14 protein-coding genes are annotated in these 19,155 nt (G+C 55.9%); 6 read left to right on the top strand and 8 right to left on the bottom strand.

Annotated elements, in window-relative coordinates; all coding sequences use genetic code 11:
* The first annotated feature begins 58 nt into the window (after positions 1-58).
* Complete coding sequence (locus OXR04_RS21280) at positions 59-793, top strand: glutathione peroxidase (protein WP_140029930.1); 735 nt, start codon at positions 59-61, stop codon at positions 791-793.
* Between the two features lie 119 nt (positions 794-912).
* On the opposite strand, the gene argH is transcribed toward OXR04_RS21280, so the two are convergent.
* The 4 genes from argH to argC all read right to left on the bottom strand — a co-directional run bounded on the left by argH (position 913) and on the right by argC (position 5,418).
* Positions 913-2,286, bottom strand: coding sequence for an argininosuccinate lyase (argH, locus tag OXR04_RS21275; protein WP_150030389.1), 1,374 nt, complete (start codon positions 2,284-2,286; stop codon positions 913-915).
* A 91-nt stretch (positions 2,287-2,377) separates the two neighbouring features.
* The gene (locus OXR04_RS21270; protein ID WP_009088006.1) at positions 2,378-3,598 is read right to left on the bottom strand and encodes an argininosuccinate synthase; all 1,221 of its coding nucleotides are present in this window, start codon (positions 3,596-3,598) and stop codon (positions 2,378-2,380) included.
* A 24-nt stretch (positions 3,599-3,622) separates the two neighbouring features.
* Positions 3,623-4,399: an acetylglutamate kinase gene (gene argB, locus OXR04_RS21265; RefSeq protein WP_009088007.1), complete on the bottom strand. Its 777-nt coding sequence runs from the start codon at positions 4,397-4,399 to the stop codon at positions 3,623-3,625.
* Between the two features lie 14 nt (positions 4,400-4,413).
* The gene (gene argC, locus OXR04_RS21260) at positions 4,414-5,418 is read right to left on the bottom strand and encodes an N-acetyl-gamma-glutamyl-phosphate reductase (RefSeq protein ID WP_267372705.1); all 1,005 of its coding nucleotides are present in this window, start codon (positions 5,416-5,418) and stop codon (positions 4,414-4,416) included.
* A gap of 167 nt (positions 5,419-5,585) precedes the next feature.
* Between argC and argE the strand changes: the two genes are divergently transcribed.
* Positions 5,586-6,734 carry an acetylornithine deacetylase gene (gene argE, locus OXR04_RS21255; protein WP_009088011.1) on the top strand — a complete coding sequence of 383 codons (1,149 nt, stop codon included), beginning with the start codon at positions 5,586-5,588 and terminating at the stop codon, positions 6,732-6,734.
* Positions 6,735-7,087: 353 nt separating this feature from the next.
* Complete coding sequence (gene ppc, locus OXR04_RS21250) at positions 7,088-9,739, top strand: phosphoenolpyruvate carboxylase (RefSeq protein ID WP_046100828.1); 2,652 nt, start codon at positions 7,088-7,090, stop codon at positions 9,737-9,739.
* Positions 9,740-9,832: 93 nt separating this feature from the next.
* Here the strand turns inward: ppc and metF are convergent, their stop codons facing one another.
* The 3 genes from metF to metB form a co-directional block, all read right to left on the bottom strand.
* Positions 9,833-10,732: a methylenetetrahydrofolate reductase gene (metF, locus tag OXR04_RS21245; RefSeq protein WP_267372704.1), complete on the bottom strand. Its 900-nt coding sequence runs from the start codon at positions 10,730-10,732 to the stop codon at positions 9,833-9,835.
* Between the two features lie 199 nt (positions 10,733-10,931).
* A complete protein-coding gene (locus OXR04_RS21240; RefSeq protein WP_058957352.1) occupies positions 10,932-13,367 on the bottom strand; it encodes a bifunctional aspartate kinase/homoserine dehydrogenase II in 2,436 nt (811 codons plus the stop codon).
* Positions 13,368-13,369: 2 nt separating this feature from the next.
* The gene (gene metB / locus OXR04_RS21235; protein WP_009088017.1) at positions 13,370-14,530 is read right to left on the bottom strand and encodes a cystathionine gamma-synthase; all 1,161 of its coding nucleotides are present in this window, start codon (positions 14,528-14,530) and stop codon (positions 13,370-13,372) included.
* 273 nt (positions 14,531-14,803) lie between these two features.
* Between metB and metJ the strand changes: the two genes are divergently transcribed.
* The 3 genes from metJ to OXR04_RS21220 all read left to right on the top strand — a co-directional run bounded on the left by metJ (position 14,804) and on the right by OXR04_RS21220 (position 18,781).
* Positions 14,804-15,121: a met regulon transcriptional regulator MetJ gene (gene metJ / locus OXR04_RS21230; protein WP_009088019.1), complete on the top strand. Its 318-nt coding sequence runs from the start codon at positions 14,804-14,806 to the stop codon at positions 15,119-15,121.
* Positions 15,122-15,519: 398 nt separating this feature from the next.
* Positions 15,520-17,127, top strand: coding sequence for a ShlB/FhaC/HecB family hemolysin secretion/activation protein (locus OXR04_RS21225; RefSeq protein WP_267372703.1), 1,608 nt, complete (start codon positions 15,520-15,522; stop codon positions 17,125-17,127).
* Between the two features lie 64 nt (positions 17,128-17,191).
* On the top strand, positions 17,192-18,781 hold the full coding sequence (locus OXR04_RS21220) for a filamentous hemagglutinin N-terminal domain-containing protein (RefSeq protein ID WP_267372702.1): 1,590 nt from the start codon (positions 17,192-17,194) through the stop codon (positions 18,779-18,781).
* Positions 18,782-18,857: 76 nt separating this feature from the next.
* On the opposite strand, the gene rpmE is transcribed toward OXR04_RS21220, so the two are convergent.
* A complete protein-coding gene (rpmE, locus tag OXR04_RS21215) occupies positions 18,858-19,073 on the bottom strand; it encodes a 50S ribosomal protein L31 (RefSeq protein ID WP_003851227.1) in 216 nt (71 codons plus the stop codon).
* Between the last annotated feature and the right edge of the window lie 82 nt (positions 19,074-19,155).

Raw genomic sequence — 19,155 nt, 5'->3', positions numbered from 1 at the left:
TCAAGGGCGGTTCGGAATAATGCGCGCATCAAATGGAAAGGGGTTATCAGGAGAAAAAATGTTTGCAAGTCAGGAAGGTAAAGCCATTCCGTCCGTCACGTTTCATACGCGCCAGGACGATCGCTGGGTCGATGTCACCACAGAATCGCTGTTCAAAGACAAAACGGTGATTGTTTTTTCCCTGCCGGGTGCCTTTACCCCTACCTGCTCATCCAGTCATCTGCCGCGTTACAACGAACTAGCGGGCCTGTTTGCCCAACATGGCGTGGACACGATTCTCTGCGTCTCGGTCAATGACACCTTCGTGATGAACGCCTGGAAAGCAGAACAGCGGGCAGACAATATTACCTTCATTCCTGATGGCAACGGCGAGTTCACCCGAGGTATGGAGATGCTGGTTGAGAAAGCCGATCTCGGTTTTGGCCCGCGCTCATGGCGCTACTCCATGCTGGTACGTAACGGCGTGGTGGAGAAAATGTTCGTTGAGCCGAACAAGCCTGGCGACCCCTTTGAGGTCTCCGATGCCGATACCATGCTGCGCTATCTGGCCCCGGAGTGCAAAGCACAGGAGTCAGTCTCCATCTTTACGAAACCTGGCTGCATCTTCTGCGCCCAGGCAAAACAGATGCTGATGGATCATGGCATCCAGTATGAAGAAATTGTGCTGGGTCAGGATGCCACAACCGTAAGTCTGCGAGCCGTATCAGGCCGGGCGACGGTGCCGCAGATTTTCATGGGCGGTCGTCATATCGGCGGCAGTGAGGATCTGCAGCAGTTCCTGCTGTCAGCGTAAGAGAATCTTAGCGTCGGCCGGGAGAGCGGGCGCTTTGATGATGTGCCTATAATAAAGTAGTAATTCTGAAGCTAGAGGTTAGCGGGCATCTGTTGTGCCCGCCTTTTTTTGCCTGCGGATTATGCCAGCCGCTGCTTCGCCTCACCGATGGCGCGGGCAACCTGCTGTGGCGAGACGCCCCCCTGCGCATTACGTTTATCCAGACAGGATTGCAGTGCCAGAATCGGATAGACATCGTCGTCAATCACCGCACTGAACTGCTGTAACTGTGCCAGCGACAGGGCTTCCAGCGCCACACCCTGCCCGATGGCCGCGACTACGACCTCGCCGACGATGTGGTGAGCTTCACGGAACGGCACACCTTTGGCGACCAGATAGTCGGCCAGTTCAGTGGAGTTTGCGTAGCCCTGCTCTGCGGCTTCCTGGCAGCGCGGACGTTTCACCTGCAGGCCATCCAGCACCAGCACGGACATGTGCAGACAGTCGAGCCAGGTGTCCAGCGCGTCAAACAGCCCCTCTTTGTCTTCCTGCATATCTTTGTTGTACGCCAGCGGCAGACCTTTCAGCGTCATCATCATGCCGGTCAGTGCGCCCTGCACCCGACCGCATTTGCCACGAATCAGCTCCAGCGCATCCGGGTTTTTCTTCTGCGGCATCAGCGATGAGCCGGAAGTAACTTTGTCTGACAGCTCGATAAAGCCCGCTTCACCGGTGTTGAAGAAGATCATATCTTCGGCGAAGCGCGACAGATGAACCATGCCGATCGCCGCATCAGAGAGCAGCTCCAGCACATGATCGCGATCGGAGACAGTGTCGAGACTGTTGCGCGTGGCGGAGGCAAAACCCAGCCAGCCTGCCAGCTGCTGACGATCGATTTCGTAGGCCGTTCCGGCCAGTGCGCCGCAGCCCAGCGGGCTGACATCAAGACGCTTCAGGGTATCCTGCAGACGGCTCTCATCACGCGCCAGCATTTCCACATAGGCCAGACACCAGTGCGCGAAGGTCACCGGCTGCGCACGCTGCAGATGGGTGTAGCCCGGCATCACTGCATCCTGATTCGCTTCCGCAGTGACGACCAGCGCCTGCTGCAGATCGCGTGTCGCGCCCAGCAATGCCTCAACCTGCATCTTGCACCAGAGTTTCAGATCGGTCGCGACCTGGTCGTTACGGCTGCGGCCGGTATGCAGTTTTTTACCCAGCGCGCCCACTTTGTCGATCAGCTGTCCTTCAACCCAGCTGTGAATATCTTCGGCGTCGCTTTGCAGAATCTGCTCAGGATTCTCGCGCACTTCACCCAGCAACGTATTCAGGGCCGCTTCCAGCTGCTGCTGCTCATCCTGGGTCAGCACGTTTACCGTCACCAGCGCTTTGGACCAGGCAACAGAGCCAATAATGTCCTGCTCTGCCAGGCGGTAATCGAAGCGCAGCGAGTCGTTGAACTGTTTAAAACGTTGATCCGCTGCCTGAGTAAACCGTCCACCCCAAAGTGCCATGTGAAAACTCCTCTGAATCGTTAAACAAGGGGCGGCATAAATGCCGCCCCTGGATTGAATCTGTGAGGCAAGGCGCACCTCGCCTGAAATATTACTTCTTCTTCTGCTCGTTCAGCGCACGGATACGTGAAGAGAGCGAGAACAGACGGATAAAGCCGCCTGCATGACGGTGGTCGTAAACCTCATCTTCGCCAAAGGTGGCGAACTCTTCCGAGTAGAGGCTGTTAGCCGAGCGTTTCTGAGTGGCTGTCGCGTGGCCTTTGTAGAGCTGCACCACAACTTCACCATTTACCTCTTCCGCCAGCGATTCGGCAGCAGCCTGAATCGACTTACGCAGCGGGGCAAACCAGCGACCGTCATAGACCACATAGGACATCTCGTGGCCGAGCTGCTCGCGCCATTTGAAGCTGTCGCGATCCAGTACCAGCTGTTCAACGGCACGCAGCGCGCTGACCATGATGGTGCCGCCCGGGGTTTCGTAGCAGCCACGGGACTTAATCCCGACCAGACGGTTTTCCACGATGTCGATACGGCCGACACCATGTTTTGCGCCCAGCTCGTTGAGTTTTTCCAGACACTGGAACGGGCTCAGTTTTTCGCCGTTAACGGCCACAACACGACCCTTCTCGACGGTCACGGTCACCTCTTCAGGCTGATCGGGCGCCTCCAGCGGATCGACGGTCCAGACCCAGCAATCTTTATTCGGCGCATTGGCCGGGCTCTCCAGCACGCCGCCTTCGGTAGAGATGTGCCAGGCGTTTTCATCACGGCTGTAGATCTTTTCCAGTGAGGCGGTGGTCGGGATGTTGCGCTCTTTCAGGTAGTCCAGCAGCGCTTCACGCGAACGCAGGTTCCATTCACGCCATGGGGCAACCACTTTCAGCTGCGGTGCCAGGGCGGTATATGTGGTTTCGAAACGCACCTGGTCATTCCCTTTACCGGTTGCACCGTGGCACAGCGCATCCGCGCCTACTTTCAGTGCCAGCTCAACCTGCGCTTTCGCGATGATAGGACGGGCCATTGAGGTGCCGAGCAGATAGGTGCCTTCATAGAGCGCACCGGTCTGCAGCACCGGGTAAACGTAGTCGCTGATAAACTCTTCACGCAGATCGACAACGTGGCATTCCGAGGCGCCAGACTGCAGCGCTTTCTTCTCAACACCTTCCAGATCGCCACGCTCCTGACCGATATCCGCCACAAAAGCGACCACTTCACAGCCACCGTAGTTCTCTTTCAGCCATGGAATGATTGCCGAGGTATCAAGACCACCGGAGTAAGCCAGAACGATTTTTTTGATGTTTTGCGTTTGCATTTCGTAATCCTTGAATCAGAGTCGTTAAGCGAGAATCCGGGTGCCAATCGACACGCCGTTAAACAGGTCAGGCAGCCGCTCAGCGTGACGCCAGCTGGCGATATCGACCGGGCGGCCCAGCGTACGCGCGGCATCCAGCGCCGCGTGCACTTTCACAATCATGCCATCGGTAATAATGCCCTGGGTGATCAGCTGCTCCGCTTTGTCAGCGGTCATCTCTTCGATGCGCTGACCTTTGCCGTCGAGAATACCACTCACGTCGGAGAGCAGAACTAAATCCGCACCCAGCGTTGAAGCCAGTGCCGTCGCCGCCTGATCGGCGTTGACGTTCATCAGTTCGCCGCCCTCAGTGATGCCAATAGAGCTCACCACCGGCATGTAACCCGCCGCCAGCAGCGTATTCAGCAGTGCCGGGTCGCCTGGCATGGCGTGGCCCACATGGCCAAGTTCCGGATCAAAGGCAGTGACATTCACGATGCCCGCATCGCCCAGGCAGAGGCCAACCGCGTTGATGCCCGATTTTTTCGCCCAGGCCAGCAGCGTTTTATTGGCGGTTCCCGCCAGCGCACCGGTAATGATGTCGATCTGATCGGCTGGGGTGACGCGCAGGCCATTTTTCTTCATCACCGGCAGCGCCAGCTTTTTCATCAGCTCGTCCACCAGGCAACCGCCGCCGTGGACAATGATCAGTGGACGCTGATGGGTGCTGCGATATTTCAGCAGCGCTTCAAACAAGCGGGCCAGCGCTTCTTCGCTGTCCAGCAGCACACCGCCCAGTTTGATAATCAATGGATTGGTCATGGTTTATTTGTCCGTTAAATCAGTGACTGCGTTTCTGGGAAGCCGAACCGGATGTTCAGGCACTGCACCGCCTGCGATGCCGCACCCTTCAGCAGATTATCTTCGGCTGCCACGACAATCAGATGCTCGCCCTGCGTCTCAAATCCGATATCGCAGTAAGGCAGGCCCACGACGGCTTTCAGCGCCGGCACACCCTGGTCATAGAAACGCACCAGCGGCTTATTGTCATAGGCGCGATGGAAAACGGCGGCAATATCTTCGCGGCTGACACCCGCTTTCAGACGGCAGGTAATGGTCGCCAGGATACCGCGCGGGAAGCTGCCCAGATGTGGGGTGAAGATCACCGGGGTGCCAAGGTGGGCCACAATCTCCGGATGATGACGATGATTGAACAGGCCGTAAGGCTGCAGGCTCACTTCGCAGAAGCTGGTGCCGACATTGGCTTTACGGCCGGCACCGCTCACGCCACTGGTGGCATTGATGACCGGCCACTGCGCGTCGTTTAGCAGTCCGGCATCCACCAGCGGTTTCAGCGCCAGCTGCGCGGCGGTCGGATAGCAACCCGGCACGGCCACCAGCTGCGCCTGCTGGATGTTTTCATGCTGATATTCCGCCAGGCCGTAAACGGCTTTGTCCAGCCAGTCGCCATGCTGATGGGTGAAGCCATAGAAGTGGGTGTAGAACTCAGCGTCATTGACCCGGAAAGCGCCCGACAGGTCGAACACCACACAACCCGCCTTAAGAAATTCCGGAGCCAGATCGTGGCTGACTTCATGCACCGTCGCCAGAAAGACCACATCCACTTTGTCTGCCCACTCCGCCGCGCTGCTCAGTGGCTGCAGCGGAAGATCCACCACGCCTTTCAGCTGCGGATGAAGATCGGACAAGCGCTTACCTGCATCAGGGCTTTGCGCCGAAACCGCTAAAGCGGTTATGTTGATATGTGGATGACGATTCAGGAAGGTGGCAAGCTCTACTCCAGCATAACCACTGGCACCAACGATCAGCGTATTCAACATCAGGCTGTAACCCCTTTTACAGTCGCACGTCCCGGGCCGCGGCCTTGCCCCGTAACCCACTCAGTCTTCTGCAGTGATTTAAGGTTCCCTTGCAGAGGACGTTAATGTATTTTTATTCACTATTAATGCATGAATATGGATACATCCTAACCCAAGGACCGTCAACAGTGAAGACAAAATTACCGCCTTTTATTGAACTCTACCGCCAGTTAATCGCCACACCGTCGATCAGCGCAACCGATGCGGCTCTGGATCAGAGTAATGAAACTTTAATCAATTTGCTGGCAGGCTGGTTTCGTGACCTCGGCTTCAGCGTGGAAGTGCAGCCTGTACCCGGCACCCGCAATAAATTTAATATGCTGGCGCGGACCGGCACCGGCGCGGGCGGCCTGCTGTTAGCCGGGCATACCGATACCGTTCCCTTTGATGATGGCCGCTGGACACGCGATCCCTTTACCCTGACTGAGCACGACAACAAGCTCTATGGCCTGGGTACGGCAGACATGAAAGGTTTCTTCGCCTTTATTCTCGATACGCTGCGGGATGTGGATGTCAGCACCCTCAGCAAGCCGCTCTATATTCTTGCCACGGCCGATGAAGAGACCACGATGGCCGGCGCGAAATATTTCTCTGAATCGACGCAGCTGCGCCCCGACTGCGCCATCATCGGTGAACCGACATCACTCAAGCCGGTGCGGGCACATAAAGGACACCTGTCGAATGTGATCCGTATTGAAGGGAAATCGGGCCATTCCAGCGATCCGGCTCGCGGCGTGAACGCCATTGAACTGATGCATGAGTCGATTACCCATCTGATGCAACTGCGCACGACCCTGCAGGAACGTTATCACCATGATGGCTTTGCCATCCCTTATCCCACCATGAACTTCGGCCATATTCATGGCGGTGATGCCGCTAACCGTATCTGCGCCTGCTGTGAACTGCATATGGATATCCGTCCGCTGCCGGGTCTTTCTCTCAGCGATCTGGATGGGCTGCTTAACGAGGCACTGGCTCCGGTCAGCGCACGCTGGCCAGGCCGTGTCACGGTGGCCGAACTGCATCCACCGATTCCCGGCTATGAGTGTCCGGCGAATCATGAACTGGTGAGTGTGGTGGAAAAACTGCTGGGCACGCCGACCGAAATCGTCAACTACTGCACCGAAGCCCCTTTTATTCAGCAGCTCTGTCCGACGCTGGTGCTGGGGCCAGGATCCATTAATCAGGCCCATCAGCCAGATGAATTTATTGATACTGCATTTATCAAGCCGACACGGGCGCTTATCAGTCAGGTTGTGCAGCATTTCTGTCACTGATTGACAGTAAATGGGGCATTTCACTGTATTAACAGTAAAATGCCCCCTCATTCTGCGGGATTTACCAATAAGAATAACTTATCCCGCTTTGTTCCCGATAAATTCTTCGAATTTCCGTTATTTAGCGACCTGTTCAGCCCACTTTAACGCATTTGACGAACGCAACATTACGTGGCTAGATAAAAGACGTTGTTATGCCCACCGGGTGACTATCCAGAACGTTTCAGAATGCTGACAGGCGGCAACGGAGCCGGTTCCCTGTAGATTAGCGGGAGCAGAACGTTGCCGATTTTTCTGCTGCCTGAAAGGTCGGGTGTAGAAGTTTTTCAAGACGATAAGGGTGTCAGGGTCCAATGAACGAACAATATTCCGCAATGCGAAGTAATGTCAGTATGCTCGGCAAACTGCTCGGGGATACGATTAAGGAAGCTCTGGGCGAGAACATCCTCGACCAGGTTGAAGCCATCCGTAAGCTCTCCAAGTCATCCCGTGCAGGCAATGACACACATCGTAAAGAACTGCTCAATACGCTGCAGAATCTCTCCAACGAAGAGCTTCTGCCGGTTGCACGCGCCTTCAGCCAGTTTCTTAACCTCACCAACGTGGCCGAGCAGTATCAGACCATTTCCCAGAGTGGCGAAGGGGCGAATCACCCGGAACTGCTGAAAAAGACCTTTGAGACCCTGAAACAGCAGAAAGATATCCGTGAAAGCGACATTCTGGCGGCCATTGAGTCGCTGTCGCTGGAGCTGGTGCTGACCGCGCATCCGACCGAAATCACCCGCCGTACCCTGATTCACAAGCTGGTCGAAGTTAACAGCTGCCTGAAACAACTCGACCACAGCGATGTCTCTGACTACGAACGTAACCAGATTATGCGCCGCCTGCGCCAGCTGGTTGCGCAGGCATGGCACACCGATGAAATCCGCAAATACCGTCCCACCCCTATTGATGAAGCCAAATGGGGCTTTGCCGTAGTGGAAAACAGCCTGTGGGAAGGCGTTCCTGCCTTTCTGCGTGAGCTGAACGAACAGGTAGAAGAGGCGTTTGGCATTAAGCTGCCGGTGGATTTCGTCCCGGTCCGGTTCACCTCCTGGATGGGTGGCGACCGCGACGGCAACCCGAATGTGACGGCGTCGATCACCCGTCATGCGATGCAGCTGAGCCGCTGGAAAGCCACTGACCTGTTCCTGCGCGATATCGGCGTGTTGATCTCCGAGCTGTCGATGTCGGAGTGCAGCGATGAGATCCGTGAACTCAGCGGCGATCCGGAAGCGATCGAACCTTATCGTGTGATCCTGAAGCGTCTGCGCAGCCAGCTCATGAGCACGCAGTCATTCCTGGAACATCGCCTGAAGGGCGAGCGTCTGCCGCGTCCGGCCGACCTGCTGGTCTCCAACGATCAGCTGTGGGACCCGCTATTTGCCATCTACCAGTCGCTGCAGCAGTGCGGCATGGGCATTATCGCCAACGGTCAGCTGCTTGATACGCTGCGCCGCGTGAAATGTTTTGGCGTGCCGCTGGTGCGTATCGATCTGCGCCAGGAGAGCACCCGTCACACCGAAGCGATTGCCGAAGTCACCCGCTATCTGGGACTGGGCGACTATGAAAGCTGGTCTGAAGCGGACAAGCAGGCCTTCCTGATCCGTGAGCTGAACTCTAAGCGTCCTCTGCTGCCGCGCAGCTGGGAACCCAGCGACGAGACGCGTGAAGTGCTGGAAACCTGCCGCGTCGCGGCTGAAGCGCCACAGGGCTCCATCGCCGCCTACGTGATCTCAATGGCGAAAACCCCGTCTGACGTGCTGGCCGTGCATCTGCTGCTGAAAGAAGCGGGCATCAGCTATGCGATGCCGGTTGCACCGCTGTTTGAAACTCTGGATGACCTGAACAACGCCAATGATGTGATGAGCCAGCTGCTGAGCATCGACTGGTATCGCGGCTTTATTCAGGGCAAACAGATGGTGATGATTGGCTACTCTGACTCGGCGAAAGATGCTGGTGTGATGGCCGCCAGCTGGGCGCAATATCAGGCGCAGGATGCACTGATCAAAACCTGCGAGAAAGCGGGCATCTCCCTGACCCTGTTCCACGGACGCGGCGGCAGCATTGGCCGTGGCGGCGCACCGGCTCATGCCGCGCTGCTGTCGCAGCCGCCAGGAAGTCTGCGCGGCGGTCTGCGCGTCACCGAACAGGGCGAGATGATTCGCTTCAAATATGGTTTACCGGCCGTCACCATCGCCAGTCTGTCGCTCTATACCGGCGCAATTCTGGAAGCGAACCTGATGCCACCGCCGGAGCCAAAACGCGAATGGCGTGACATCATGAATCAGCTCTCCGCTGACTCCTGTGCGATGTATCGAGGCTATGTGCGTGAAAATGCCGACTTCGTTCCCTACTTCCGTTCAGCCACGCCGGAGCAGGAGCTGGGTAAATTACCGCTCGGCTCACGCCCGGCTAAACGTCGCCCGACCGGCGGCGTGGAGTCGCTGCGTGCCATCCCATGGATTTTCGCCTGGACGCAGAACCGTCTGATGCTGCCTGCCTGGCTGGGTGCCGGTGCGGCCCTGCAGCAGGCGATGGCGGCAGGTCATCAGGATCAGCTGGAGGCGATGTGCCGTGACTGGCCTTTCTTCTCTACCCGTCTGGGAATGCTGGAGATGGTGTTCGCAAAAGCGGACCTGTGGCTGGCAGAGTATTACGATCAGCGTCTGGTCGACAAATCCCTCTGGCCGCTGGGCAAGCAGTTGCGCGATCAGCTTGATGCCGATATCAAAGCGGTGCTGACCATCGCCAACGACTCGCACCTGATGGCCGACCAGCCGTGGATTGCCGAGTCAATTGCGTTGCGTAACGTCTACACCGACCCGCTTAACGTCCTTCAGGCGGAACTGCTGCATCGTTCACGCGCACAGGAAGCACGCGGCGATGAGCCGGATCCGCGCGTTGAGCAGGCCCTGATGGTGACCATTGCGGGCGTGGCAGCAGGCATGCGTAACACCGGTTAGCGCGCAGGCGCGGCGAAGCGTCCGCGCCCTCTGAACGTCACCATAAAAAAAGTCGGGACAGTCCCGACTTTTTTATTGCCTGAAGCCAGGCGGTCAGGCTGCCGCCGCAACCGGACGCACGCCCAGCGTGTGGCAGATGGCGTAACTCATTTCAGCGCGGTTCAGCGTGTAGAAATGAAAATCTTTCACCCCTTCGCGTGACAGGATTTTCACCATGTCCATCGCAATGTTTGCCCCGACCATTTTCCGGGTTTCCGGGTCCTCATCCAGCCCGGCAAACATCGCGTTCATCCAGCCCGGCACGCGCACATTGGTCAGCGTGGCAAAGCGTTGCAGCTGTTTAAAGTTAGAAACCGGCAGAATACCCGGCACAATTTCAACGTCGATGCCGGTCGCAACACAGCGATCGCGGAAACGTAAATAGCTTTCCACGTCGAAGAAAAACTGGGTAATGGCGCGGCTTGCGCCTGCATCGATTTTTCGCTTCAGGTTAATCAGATCGGCCTGGGCGCTTTTCGCTTCGGGATGGACTTCCGGATAGGCCGCGACGGAGATATCAAAATCGCCGACCTCTTTCAGCAGCGCCACCAGATCGCTGCCGTACATCTCCGGCCTGCCGCCTCCCTCTGGCAGATCACCCCGCAGCGCCACAATGTGACGGATGCCGTTATGCCAGTAATCCTGGGCGATAGCGCGCAGTTCATCGCGGGTGGCATCAACACAGGTGAGATGAGGGGCCGCCTCCAGGCCGGTGCGATCTTTGATGCCTTTGATGATGCTGTGCGTACGATCGCGCTCGCCTGAGTTGGCACCGTAGGTGACAGAAACAAATTTCGGTTTCAGGCTGCTCAGACGGTCGATGGAACGCCACAGGGTCTCTTCCATTTCACCAGACCGCGGTGGGAAGAACTCAAATGAGACGTTAATGCGCCCGTTCAGCTCAGCTAGGCTCTGGTTTAGCGCTTCGCGCTGATTGGCATGAAAGAAACTCATCCTGCATCCTCATCGGTTAAAAACTGGACCGCGAACATCTGAACGTTTAGACGTCCAGATGTTCAAAATGACCCAATCCGATCGTGCCGTCAACGAATAAATCGTGAACAGCGATGATCAATTTTCAACCAGCATGAAAGAGATTCAACAGGCAGCGGTAACGCATTGAAAACAGGCGCCGAAGCGCCTGAGGGGAGGACTAGAGCAGTTGTGCGAGGCGATTGATATCTGACTGGATAGCACCGGCGGTGACATCCCGGCCTGCACCCGGCCCGCGAATTACCAGCGGGTTGTCGCGATACCAGCGGCTCTCAATGGCGAAGACATTGTCGCAGGGCAGCAGCGAGGCCAGCGGATGTTCCGGACGAACCGCTTCAACCCCGACGCGCGCCTTGCCGTTGGCATCAAAACGGGCAACATAACGCAGCACGAGATCCATCTCCCGCGCCGCTTCCAGTCGCTGCAGCATCTGCTCATTCAGCTCATCGCCATTTTCAAAGAAATGGTCAACCGAGCCCTGCTGGCAGTTGTCTGGCACCAGCGATTCGACCCGCACCTGATCCGGCTCGATGTTATAGCCCGCCTCACGCGCCAGGATCACCAGTTTGCGCATCACATCCTGCCCTGAGAGATCGGCCCGCGGATCGGGTTCGGTCAGGCCCTGCTGCCACGCCTGATCCACCAGCTCGGTGAAGGGCACCGTGCCGTCAAACTGCAGGAACAGCCATGACAGCGTGCCGGAGAAGATCCCGCTGATCGCCAGGATGGTATCACCGCTGTCACGCAGATCGCGCACCGTATAGTTGATCGGCAGACCTGCACCGACAGTGGCGTTATAGAGCCAGTGACGCCCGGTTTTGGTAAAAGCATCACGGATTTGCCGCCAGGTCTGGCTGTCGGATGCACCGGCCACTTTATTGGCGCTGATGACATGGAAACCGTGGCTGGCAAAGTCGAGATACTGCTGCGCCAGCGGCGTACTGGCGGTGACATCCAGCACCACTAAATCATCAAAGGGATGGGCGCGCATCCACAGGAACAGCGACTCTTCGTCACGCTCCACCGCTTCGTCGTCAAAGAAGGCCAGCGCACGGCTGGCATCCAGTCCGTCATAACTCAGCAGGCTGCGACGGCTGTCCACCACACCCGCCAGCACAAATTCAAAGCCGGTGCGCGCTGAGAGCGTTTCCTGATCGCGGGCAAACAGCTCCAGCCAGCGTGAGCCGATATTGCCTTTGCCAAACAGCATCAGGCCGATACGCTTTTCTGCACGGAACAGTGACTGATGTAATCCCTGAATCAGATGCTGAGTGGGACCGACACGCAGCACCGCGACCACGCTGATGTGCTCTTCAGACTGCCAGATAAATTCAACGGGTTGATCTTTTAACTGCTGCCAGAAGCGATGGGTATGCAGCGGATTGCGGGTCACGCCTGCGCCCACCAGCGCCACCAGCGCCAGGCCGTCACGCAGCTGCAGATGGCCCGGCAGTCCGGCATCCTGCAGCAGCGTAAAGGCGCTGTTGACCACTTCAGAGGTGTAACAGAGCTGCAGCAGCTGGCGGTCAGGATGGACGCCAAACGCCAGCGGACGCAGCTGCGCCCGCTTCAGCAGCAGGTCGATCTCTTTGTGCAGGAGGGCGAAGTCATGCTGCTCCGGCAGCTGGATTTCAATCAGACAGACATCATCATGACTGGTCACGATGCGTGCGCCGGTTCCGGAGGCCAGCACCCGCTCGATGCGGGTGGAACCCTGCTCCGGCTGATAACTGCAGCGCAGTTGCAGGTCGATATCGCTGCCGGAAACCGGCTGCAGGGTGCGGGTATGCAGCACCGGGGCCGCCAGACGCGCCAGCTCACTGGCTTCGTCCAGCCTTAACAGCGGCAGCAGACAGGCATCAGAAACTTTGCGTGGATCAGCGCTGTAGACGCCCGCCACATCGCTCCAGATCGTGACCCGTCCCACACCTGCCAGCGCACCAATCTGCGTGGCGGAGTAGTCGGAACCGTTGCGGCCAAGCAGGACGGTTTCACCCGCATCATTGCGGCTGATAAAGCCGGTCACCACGATGCGCTGATGCGGATGCTGTGCCAGCAGGGTCTGCAGCAGCGGCCAGGATTTGCCTTCATCGACCTGCGGCTGGGCCGCACGTTCAGCACGCAGAAACTCACGCGCATCCAGCCAGCAGGCCTGCATGTCGCGCTGACTCAGCACCGCTGCCATCAGGCGCGCCGACCAGAGTTCACCGTGGCCGACCACTTCGGCGTAGACCGCATCGGTTATCGGTCCATCCAGCAGCGCGGCCAGCTTTTCCAGGTCGCGAATAAATGCCGCGGTTAAGGGTTCCGCCATCTCAGCAGGCAGCAGCGCACCGATCAGTTCGCTCTGGTAACGCCGTAAAGCCTGTTGCACCTGGTGCGCGGAGAGCCGGTCGCTCTGGCTCAGCTTCAGCCAGCTAATCAGCTGGTTGGTGGTCGAGCCAGCCGCAGAGACCACCATCATGTCGCCCGGCTGACTGTAATCCGCCATGATGCTGGCCACACGCTGATAGCAGCGTGCGTCGGCCAGGCTACTGCCGCCAAATTTATGCAACTGCCTGATAGTCGGCGTTCCCGTGCCTGCTGAAATCGTCATGCTTAACCCTCGGCTGCGACCCGGAATGCATTATCCAGATCGGCAATTAAATCTTCGTGATCTTCAATACCAACAGAAACCCGCAGTAGCGTATCGGAAATGCCCGCTGCAGCGCGTGCCTCTGCCGACATCCCCGCGTGCGTCATGGTGGCGGTGTGGGAGATCAGACTCTCAACGCCACCCAGCGATTCCGCCAGCGTAAACAGCCGCAGCGCTTTCAGGAAGCGGCGCAGCAGCGCCTCGTCACCGTCAACCTCGAAACTCAGCATGGCGCCAAAGCCGCGCTGCTGACGAACGGCATGTTCGTGTCCGGCGTTCTCCGGCAGCGAAGGATGATACAACTTTTTCACCCGTTTCTGCTGCTTCAGATACTCCACAATCGCCAGCGCATTGCGCTGCGCCGCTGCGATGCGTGGTGAAAGTGTGCGAATCCCGCGCAGCAGCAGGTAGCTGTCAAAGGCCGCGCCCGTGACGCCAATGTTGTTTGCCCACCAGGCCAGGTCCGTCGCCAGCTGCGGATCTTTAGCAATCACCGCGCCTGCCACCACGTCGGAATGACCGTTGAGATATTTCGTACAGGAGTGGATCACCAGGTCTGCCCCCAGCGCCAGCGGATTCTGCAGGGCCGGACTCATAAAGGTGTTATCCACCACGCTGATGGCACCCGCCGCCCGGGCAGCGGTGCAAATCGCGCTGATATCCACCACGCGCAGCAGCGGATTGCTGGGGCTTTCGATCAGCACCAGTTTAGGTTTCTCATCCAGTGCCGCCTGCAGTGCCACCGGATCGCCCTGATCAACAAATTTCACCCGATATGCGCCACGCTTATTCATGCTGTCAAACAGCCGATAGCTGCCGCCATAGCAGTCATGTGGCGCAACCAGCAGATCGCCAGGCTTCAGGAACACCGTCGTCACCAGATGAATCGCCGACATCCCGGTATTGGTTAATACCGCGCCCGCACCGCCTTCCAGTTCCGCCAGCGTGCGCTGCACGACATCACGCGTGGGGTTACCCCGACGGGAATAGTCATGCGCACGCGGCTCATTAAAATCCAGGAAGTTATAGGTTGTGGAAAGATGGATAGGCGGGACAACGCAGCCATACTGTTCGTCATCATTCAAACCGCTACGCACTGCGATGGTTGCCGGTTTACGCGTCATGAGCGAATTGTTCCTGAAAAGTGAATAAAATGTGGCTCACAGGATATCACCCTCTAATTAGACGTCAATACATCTGGACATCTAAATGTCTTTGCGTATAGATTGAGCAGAAACGCAATACCCGCTAAAATTATGCGTCATCGCCTGGCGTTCCTCTCTGAAATACAGAGGCAGTGAACGAAGAAAACCCGCCATATCAGGGGTCAGGCAGGAAAAAATCAGGCATAATCCGCTGATTTCCTCACATTTAACGTTTATTAATTAAGGTAACCCATGGCTGAATGGAACGGCGAATATATCAGCCCGTACGCTGAGCACGGTAAGAAGAGCGAGCAGGTCAAGAAGATTACAGTGTCTATCCCCTTGAGCGTGCTGAAGATTTTAACGGATGAGCGTACCCGTCGTCAGGTGAATAACCTGCGTCACGCCACCAACAGCGAGCTGCTTTGCGAAGCCTTTTTACATGCCTTTACGGGTCAACCGCTGCCGGATGACGTCGACCTGCGCAAAGAGCGCAGCGATGAGATCCCGGAAGAAGCGAAAGCAATTATGCGCCAGATGGGTGTTGATCCGGACACATGGGAATATTGATCCCCGGCGCCGTTGTCGCCTGACCTCGCTGCAGAGAAGCAGGCTCCGCTCAGGGAGCCGCTTTTCTGATCCGTTCTGCCCCCTGTGACGCTCCTCTCTTCCGGCCTGACGCCATCGCCTGCATATTGCCTGCCAGACGTATCAGAAAAATCTACCCTCTTTTCCTTATTATTGCGTTATTTCCATTGCAATAAGAATATTGTTTTATCCGGACAATAGAATTATTACTATTGTTCACTATTATGCGCATCCGTAAGATTTTGTCAGAGCGACAATTTCACGGAAAGCCAATGAGCATCAAATATAAAATAAAATCCTTCGCACCCACTTTTTTTATTCTTTTCATCACCGGCACAACCAGTTATTTCACTTCTGCATCCAGCGTGGCACCGGCTATAATGGTGCAAAATGAGAATATTAATGCCCGGCAACAGGATCGGGAGCGCAAAGCGCAATTAACGCCTGACCTGCCGCCTGGCATGTCTGAAAAAGAGGACTTCAGACCGGAAGCGATTCCGTTTCCGCATGAGGAAAATTGCTATCCGATCGATAATATTTCGCTGAATCAGGACAGTAAAAAACTGCACCTCAGAAAATTACGCTATTTTACCGCACAGGCAGAAGGGAAGTGCCTGGGCATTAACGGAATAAAACTTCTCGCTAAAACGCTGCAGAATGAAATTATCCGGCTGGGTTATATTACAACGCGTGTTAATTTGCCCGAACAGAATCTGTCGGGCCGTACGTTAACGTTTGATATTCATGCCGGTCACGTCGGAAAAATCGTGCTAAATAAGGCGAGTGGCGACGACATTAATCTGACCAGTACCCTGCCGTTCAGCGCGGGTGATCTGCTCGAACTCAGCGATCTGGAACAGGGCAGCCTTAATCTTCAGCGCGTCCCGGGATCGCGGGTTAACGTTCAGTTATTGCCAGGCAGCAGCAAAGGTGAAAGCGATATCGTTATCCAGCGCGAACAGGATAAATACTGGCAGATGAGCGCCTGGCTGAATGATGCCGGCTCGGCGGCGACCGGGCGTTATCAGGGGGGAACTGCACTCTATTTAAACAACATTGCGTCATTAAGTGACATATTTTACGTCTCTTACGGCCACGATATTGCTCCGAAACAGACCCGCAAAGGCAATGATAATAAATCGATGGGTTATTCGGTGCCATGGGGTTTCTGGTGGCTCGATCTCTATGCCAGCCAGAGTCATTATCAGCAACGCCTGACCGGAAACTGGTCAGAATGGGCACTGGATAATAAGAACAGCTACTACAGTGCGCAGCTCAACCGACTGCTTTCGCGAACCCTCTTTCAGACCACCACAGCTGGCCTGCAAATCTTCAATACGTCATCGCGTTATTCACTTAATGACCGGGACCTCATCAGCATGCATAAAAAAAGTGCGGGCTGGAAAGCGTTGCTGCAGCATGAGATGCATGACGATAACGCGGCGCTGACGACGACCCTGAGCTATCAACGGAAGATGCCCTGGTTTAACAGCAGCCATACCGTTGAACAGACGTATGGGCTCATTGATACGCAGGGCCGGGTTATGACGCTGGATCTGAAAGGTTCGGTTAATTTCCAGGTGGGAGATAACTGGCTGAACTACTCACCCCATGTCAGTGTGCAATATTCACCCGACACCCTCTCTTCGCTGAATCGCTTTTCGCTGGCAAACCGCTGGACGGTTCGTGGCTTCGATGGCGAATACGCGCTTCAGGATAATAAAGGCTGGTTCTGGCGCAACGATATCAGCTGGATTTTCCCTGACAAACCGGTTCAGCCTTATATCGGTATTGACGCAGGCCATGTCTACGGTAATAGCAGCCAGCAGGAATATGCCGGAAAAACCGTTATAGGCAGCGTGGCTGGCCTGCGGGGAACACTCCTGAAAACACGTTTTGATCTTTTTGCCGGCACCCCGGTTAAAAAACCCCAGGCTTTCCACACCGATCCCGTTACGCTCGGTTTTTCACTGCAGTGGAAATATTAGTAAGAAGTAAAAGCGTTAAATAAAAAGAGTTTTAAAATAAACACACACATCCAGAGGAAAAAAAATGAATACGCATAAGTTTAATCTGCTATTCCTGGCCACGCTCGCCACCCTGTGTAGTCAGCCTGCGCTTTCTGCACTGAACAGTTATCAGCATGCAAATGGTTCGACCGTGGTTAATATTAATCAGCCGGATGCGAATGGTATGTCACATAATATGTATCAGAGCTTCAACGTCTCCGAAAAGGGGTTGGTACTGAATAACAGCACCACAGATATGGTTCGCGACAGGGGTAATATTGCCCGGAACAGCAATCTGAATAGCTCAGCCAGTCTGATTCTGAACGAGGTCATCTCAAATAAAGCTTCCTCACTGAACGGCTTTATTGAAGTCGCAGGTCAGAAGGCCGATGTGATTATCGCCAACCCAAACGGGATCACCTGTTCCGGCTGTAATTTTATCAATACCGGACGCGCCACCCTGACCACCGGCACGCCAGTTTTAACCGATGGTGCACTGACGGGCTTTAATGTGACGAAAGGCACCCTTACGGTTAAAGGCAAAGGGCTGACAGGCGCCGATTATACGGACCTGCTGGCACAAAAAATCAATCTTGAGGGCAAAGTCGGGACAACCCAGCTGAAAGCGATTGCCGGTAAATACACCTATAACAGGGCCTCGGGTCAGGCCACAGCCAGCACGACGGGCCGGACTGGCGGCAACAGCATCGATGTCAGCGCGCTGGGCGGAGCAACAGCAGGCCTGATCCAGCTGCAAACTACGGAAGCCGGTGCGGGCGTCAACAATAATGGCGTCCTGAATGCCAACAGCCTTTATATCTCAACCAATGGCACGTTAACCAACAACGGAACCCTTGACGCTGGCGTGATGAGCATCGCAGCCAGCGGCAGCATGACGAACAAAGGGACGCTTTCTGCCAGCCAGGCTGCTCTGCAGACAACAAATACATTCACGAATGAAGGCACTGTTAAAGCCACCAATAACGCCAGCATCGTGAGTTATGGAAAAGTGACTAACAACGAGAAAGGGCAGATCAGTGGCGATGGTACCGTCAGCATTTTTTCGCTGGCGGGAGATATCGAAAATAAAGGCACCATCAGCACGGCTGGAGCCCTGACAATGCAGACCGGCTACAGCACGGTGAACGGCGTTATCACGCCTGTCGCCAACACCAGCCTGATTAACTCCGGCTCGATTCAGGCGGACACTATTGGCTTATACGCCGTTAAAGGGGTCAGCCTCCGGTCAGGCGATGTTACCGCACAGAGCACAGCCTCTGTTTCTGCCGTAACTGTCTCTAACGCCGGAACCCTCACAGCGCAGAATGCCTCTCTCGTTTCTGACGACTTCAGCAATCAGGGCGTGATGCAGGCGACTGAGCGGTTAAGCGTGACCGGTAAAAGTGGAATTTCTAATAAGGGTACCCTGAAGGCGGCAACCCTGGCGCTGACAACGGATGGCAAAATCAGTAATACATCCTGCCGGCTGTGGTTATTGTGCAGGCAGGGCACCATGAAAGCGGATAAAATTTCGATTTCAGCGCCTAAGATCACTACCATTGCTGATTTAGATGGTGATTACACCACGCAGCTTCTGGAATTGAACAAGCCTGAAACAGACTCCAGCCTGTAACCGGGCCATAAAAAAACCCAGCCGAGGCTGGGTTTTTTGTTGCCGCCGAACCCGCAGGTTCAGGTGCCTTTTAATCTTATTTTTTAGCGCCTGGCACGCTGAAACGCTTGTTAAAGCGGTCAACACGGCCACCAGTTGCCACTTCACGCTGCTTACCGGTATAGAACGGGTGGCATTTACCACAGACGTCCAGGTTCAGTTCGTGAGTCAGTGTTGAACGGGTGTGGATCTCGTTGCCGCAGGTACATTTGATAGTAACTGCTTCGTATTTCGGGTGAATACCTTGTTTCATGGGAAACCTCATAGAAGGCCGTGTCGCTCTCCGTGCCAGGCGTAAACCTGCACAGCACCACACGCGGTTGAACATTATAGGG

The organism is Pantoea sp. GM_Pan_3, from assembly GCF_026541045.1.
Classification (GTDB): Bacteria; Pseudomonadota; Gammaproteobacteria; order Enterobacterales; family Enterobacteriaceae; genus Pantoea; species Pantoea anthophila.
The sequence above is the reverse complement of the archived record's forward strand: the minus strand, read 5'-3'. Positions and strand labels throughout refer to the sequence as shown.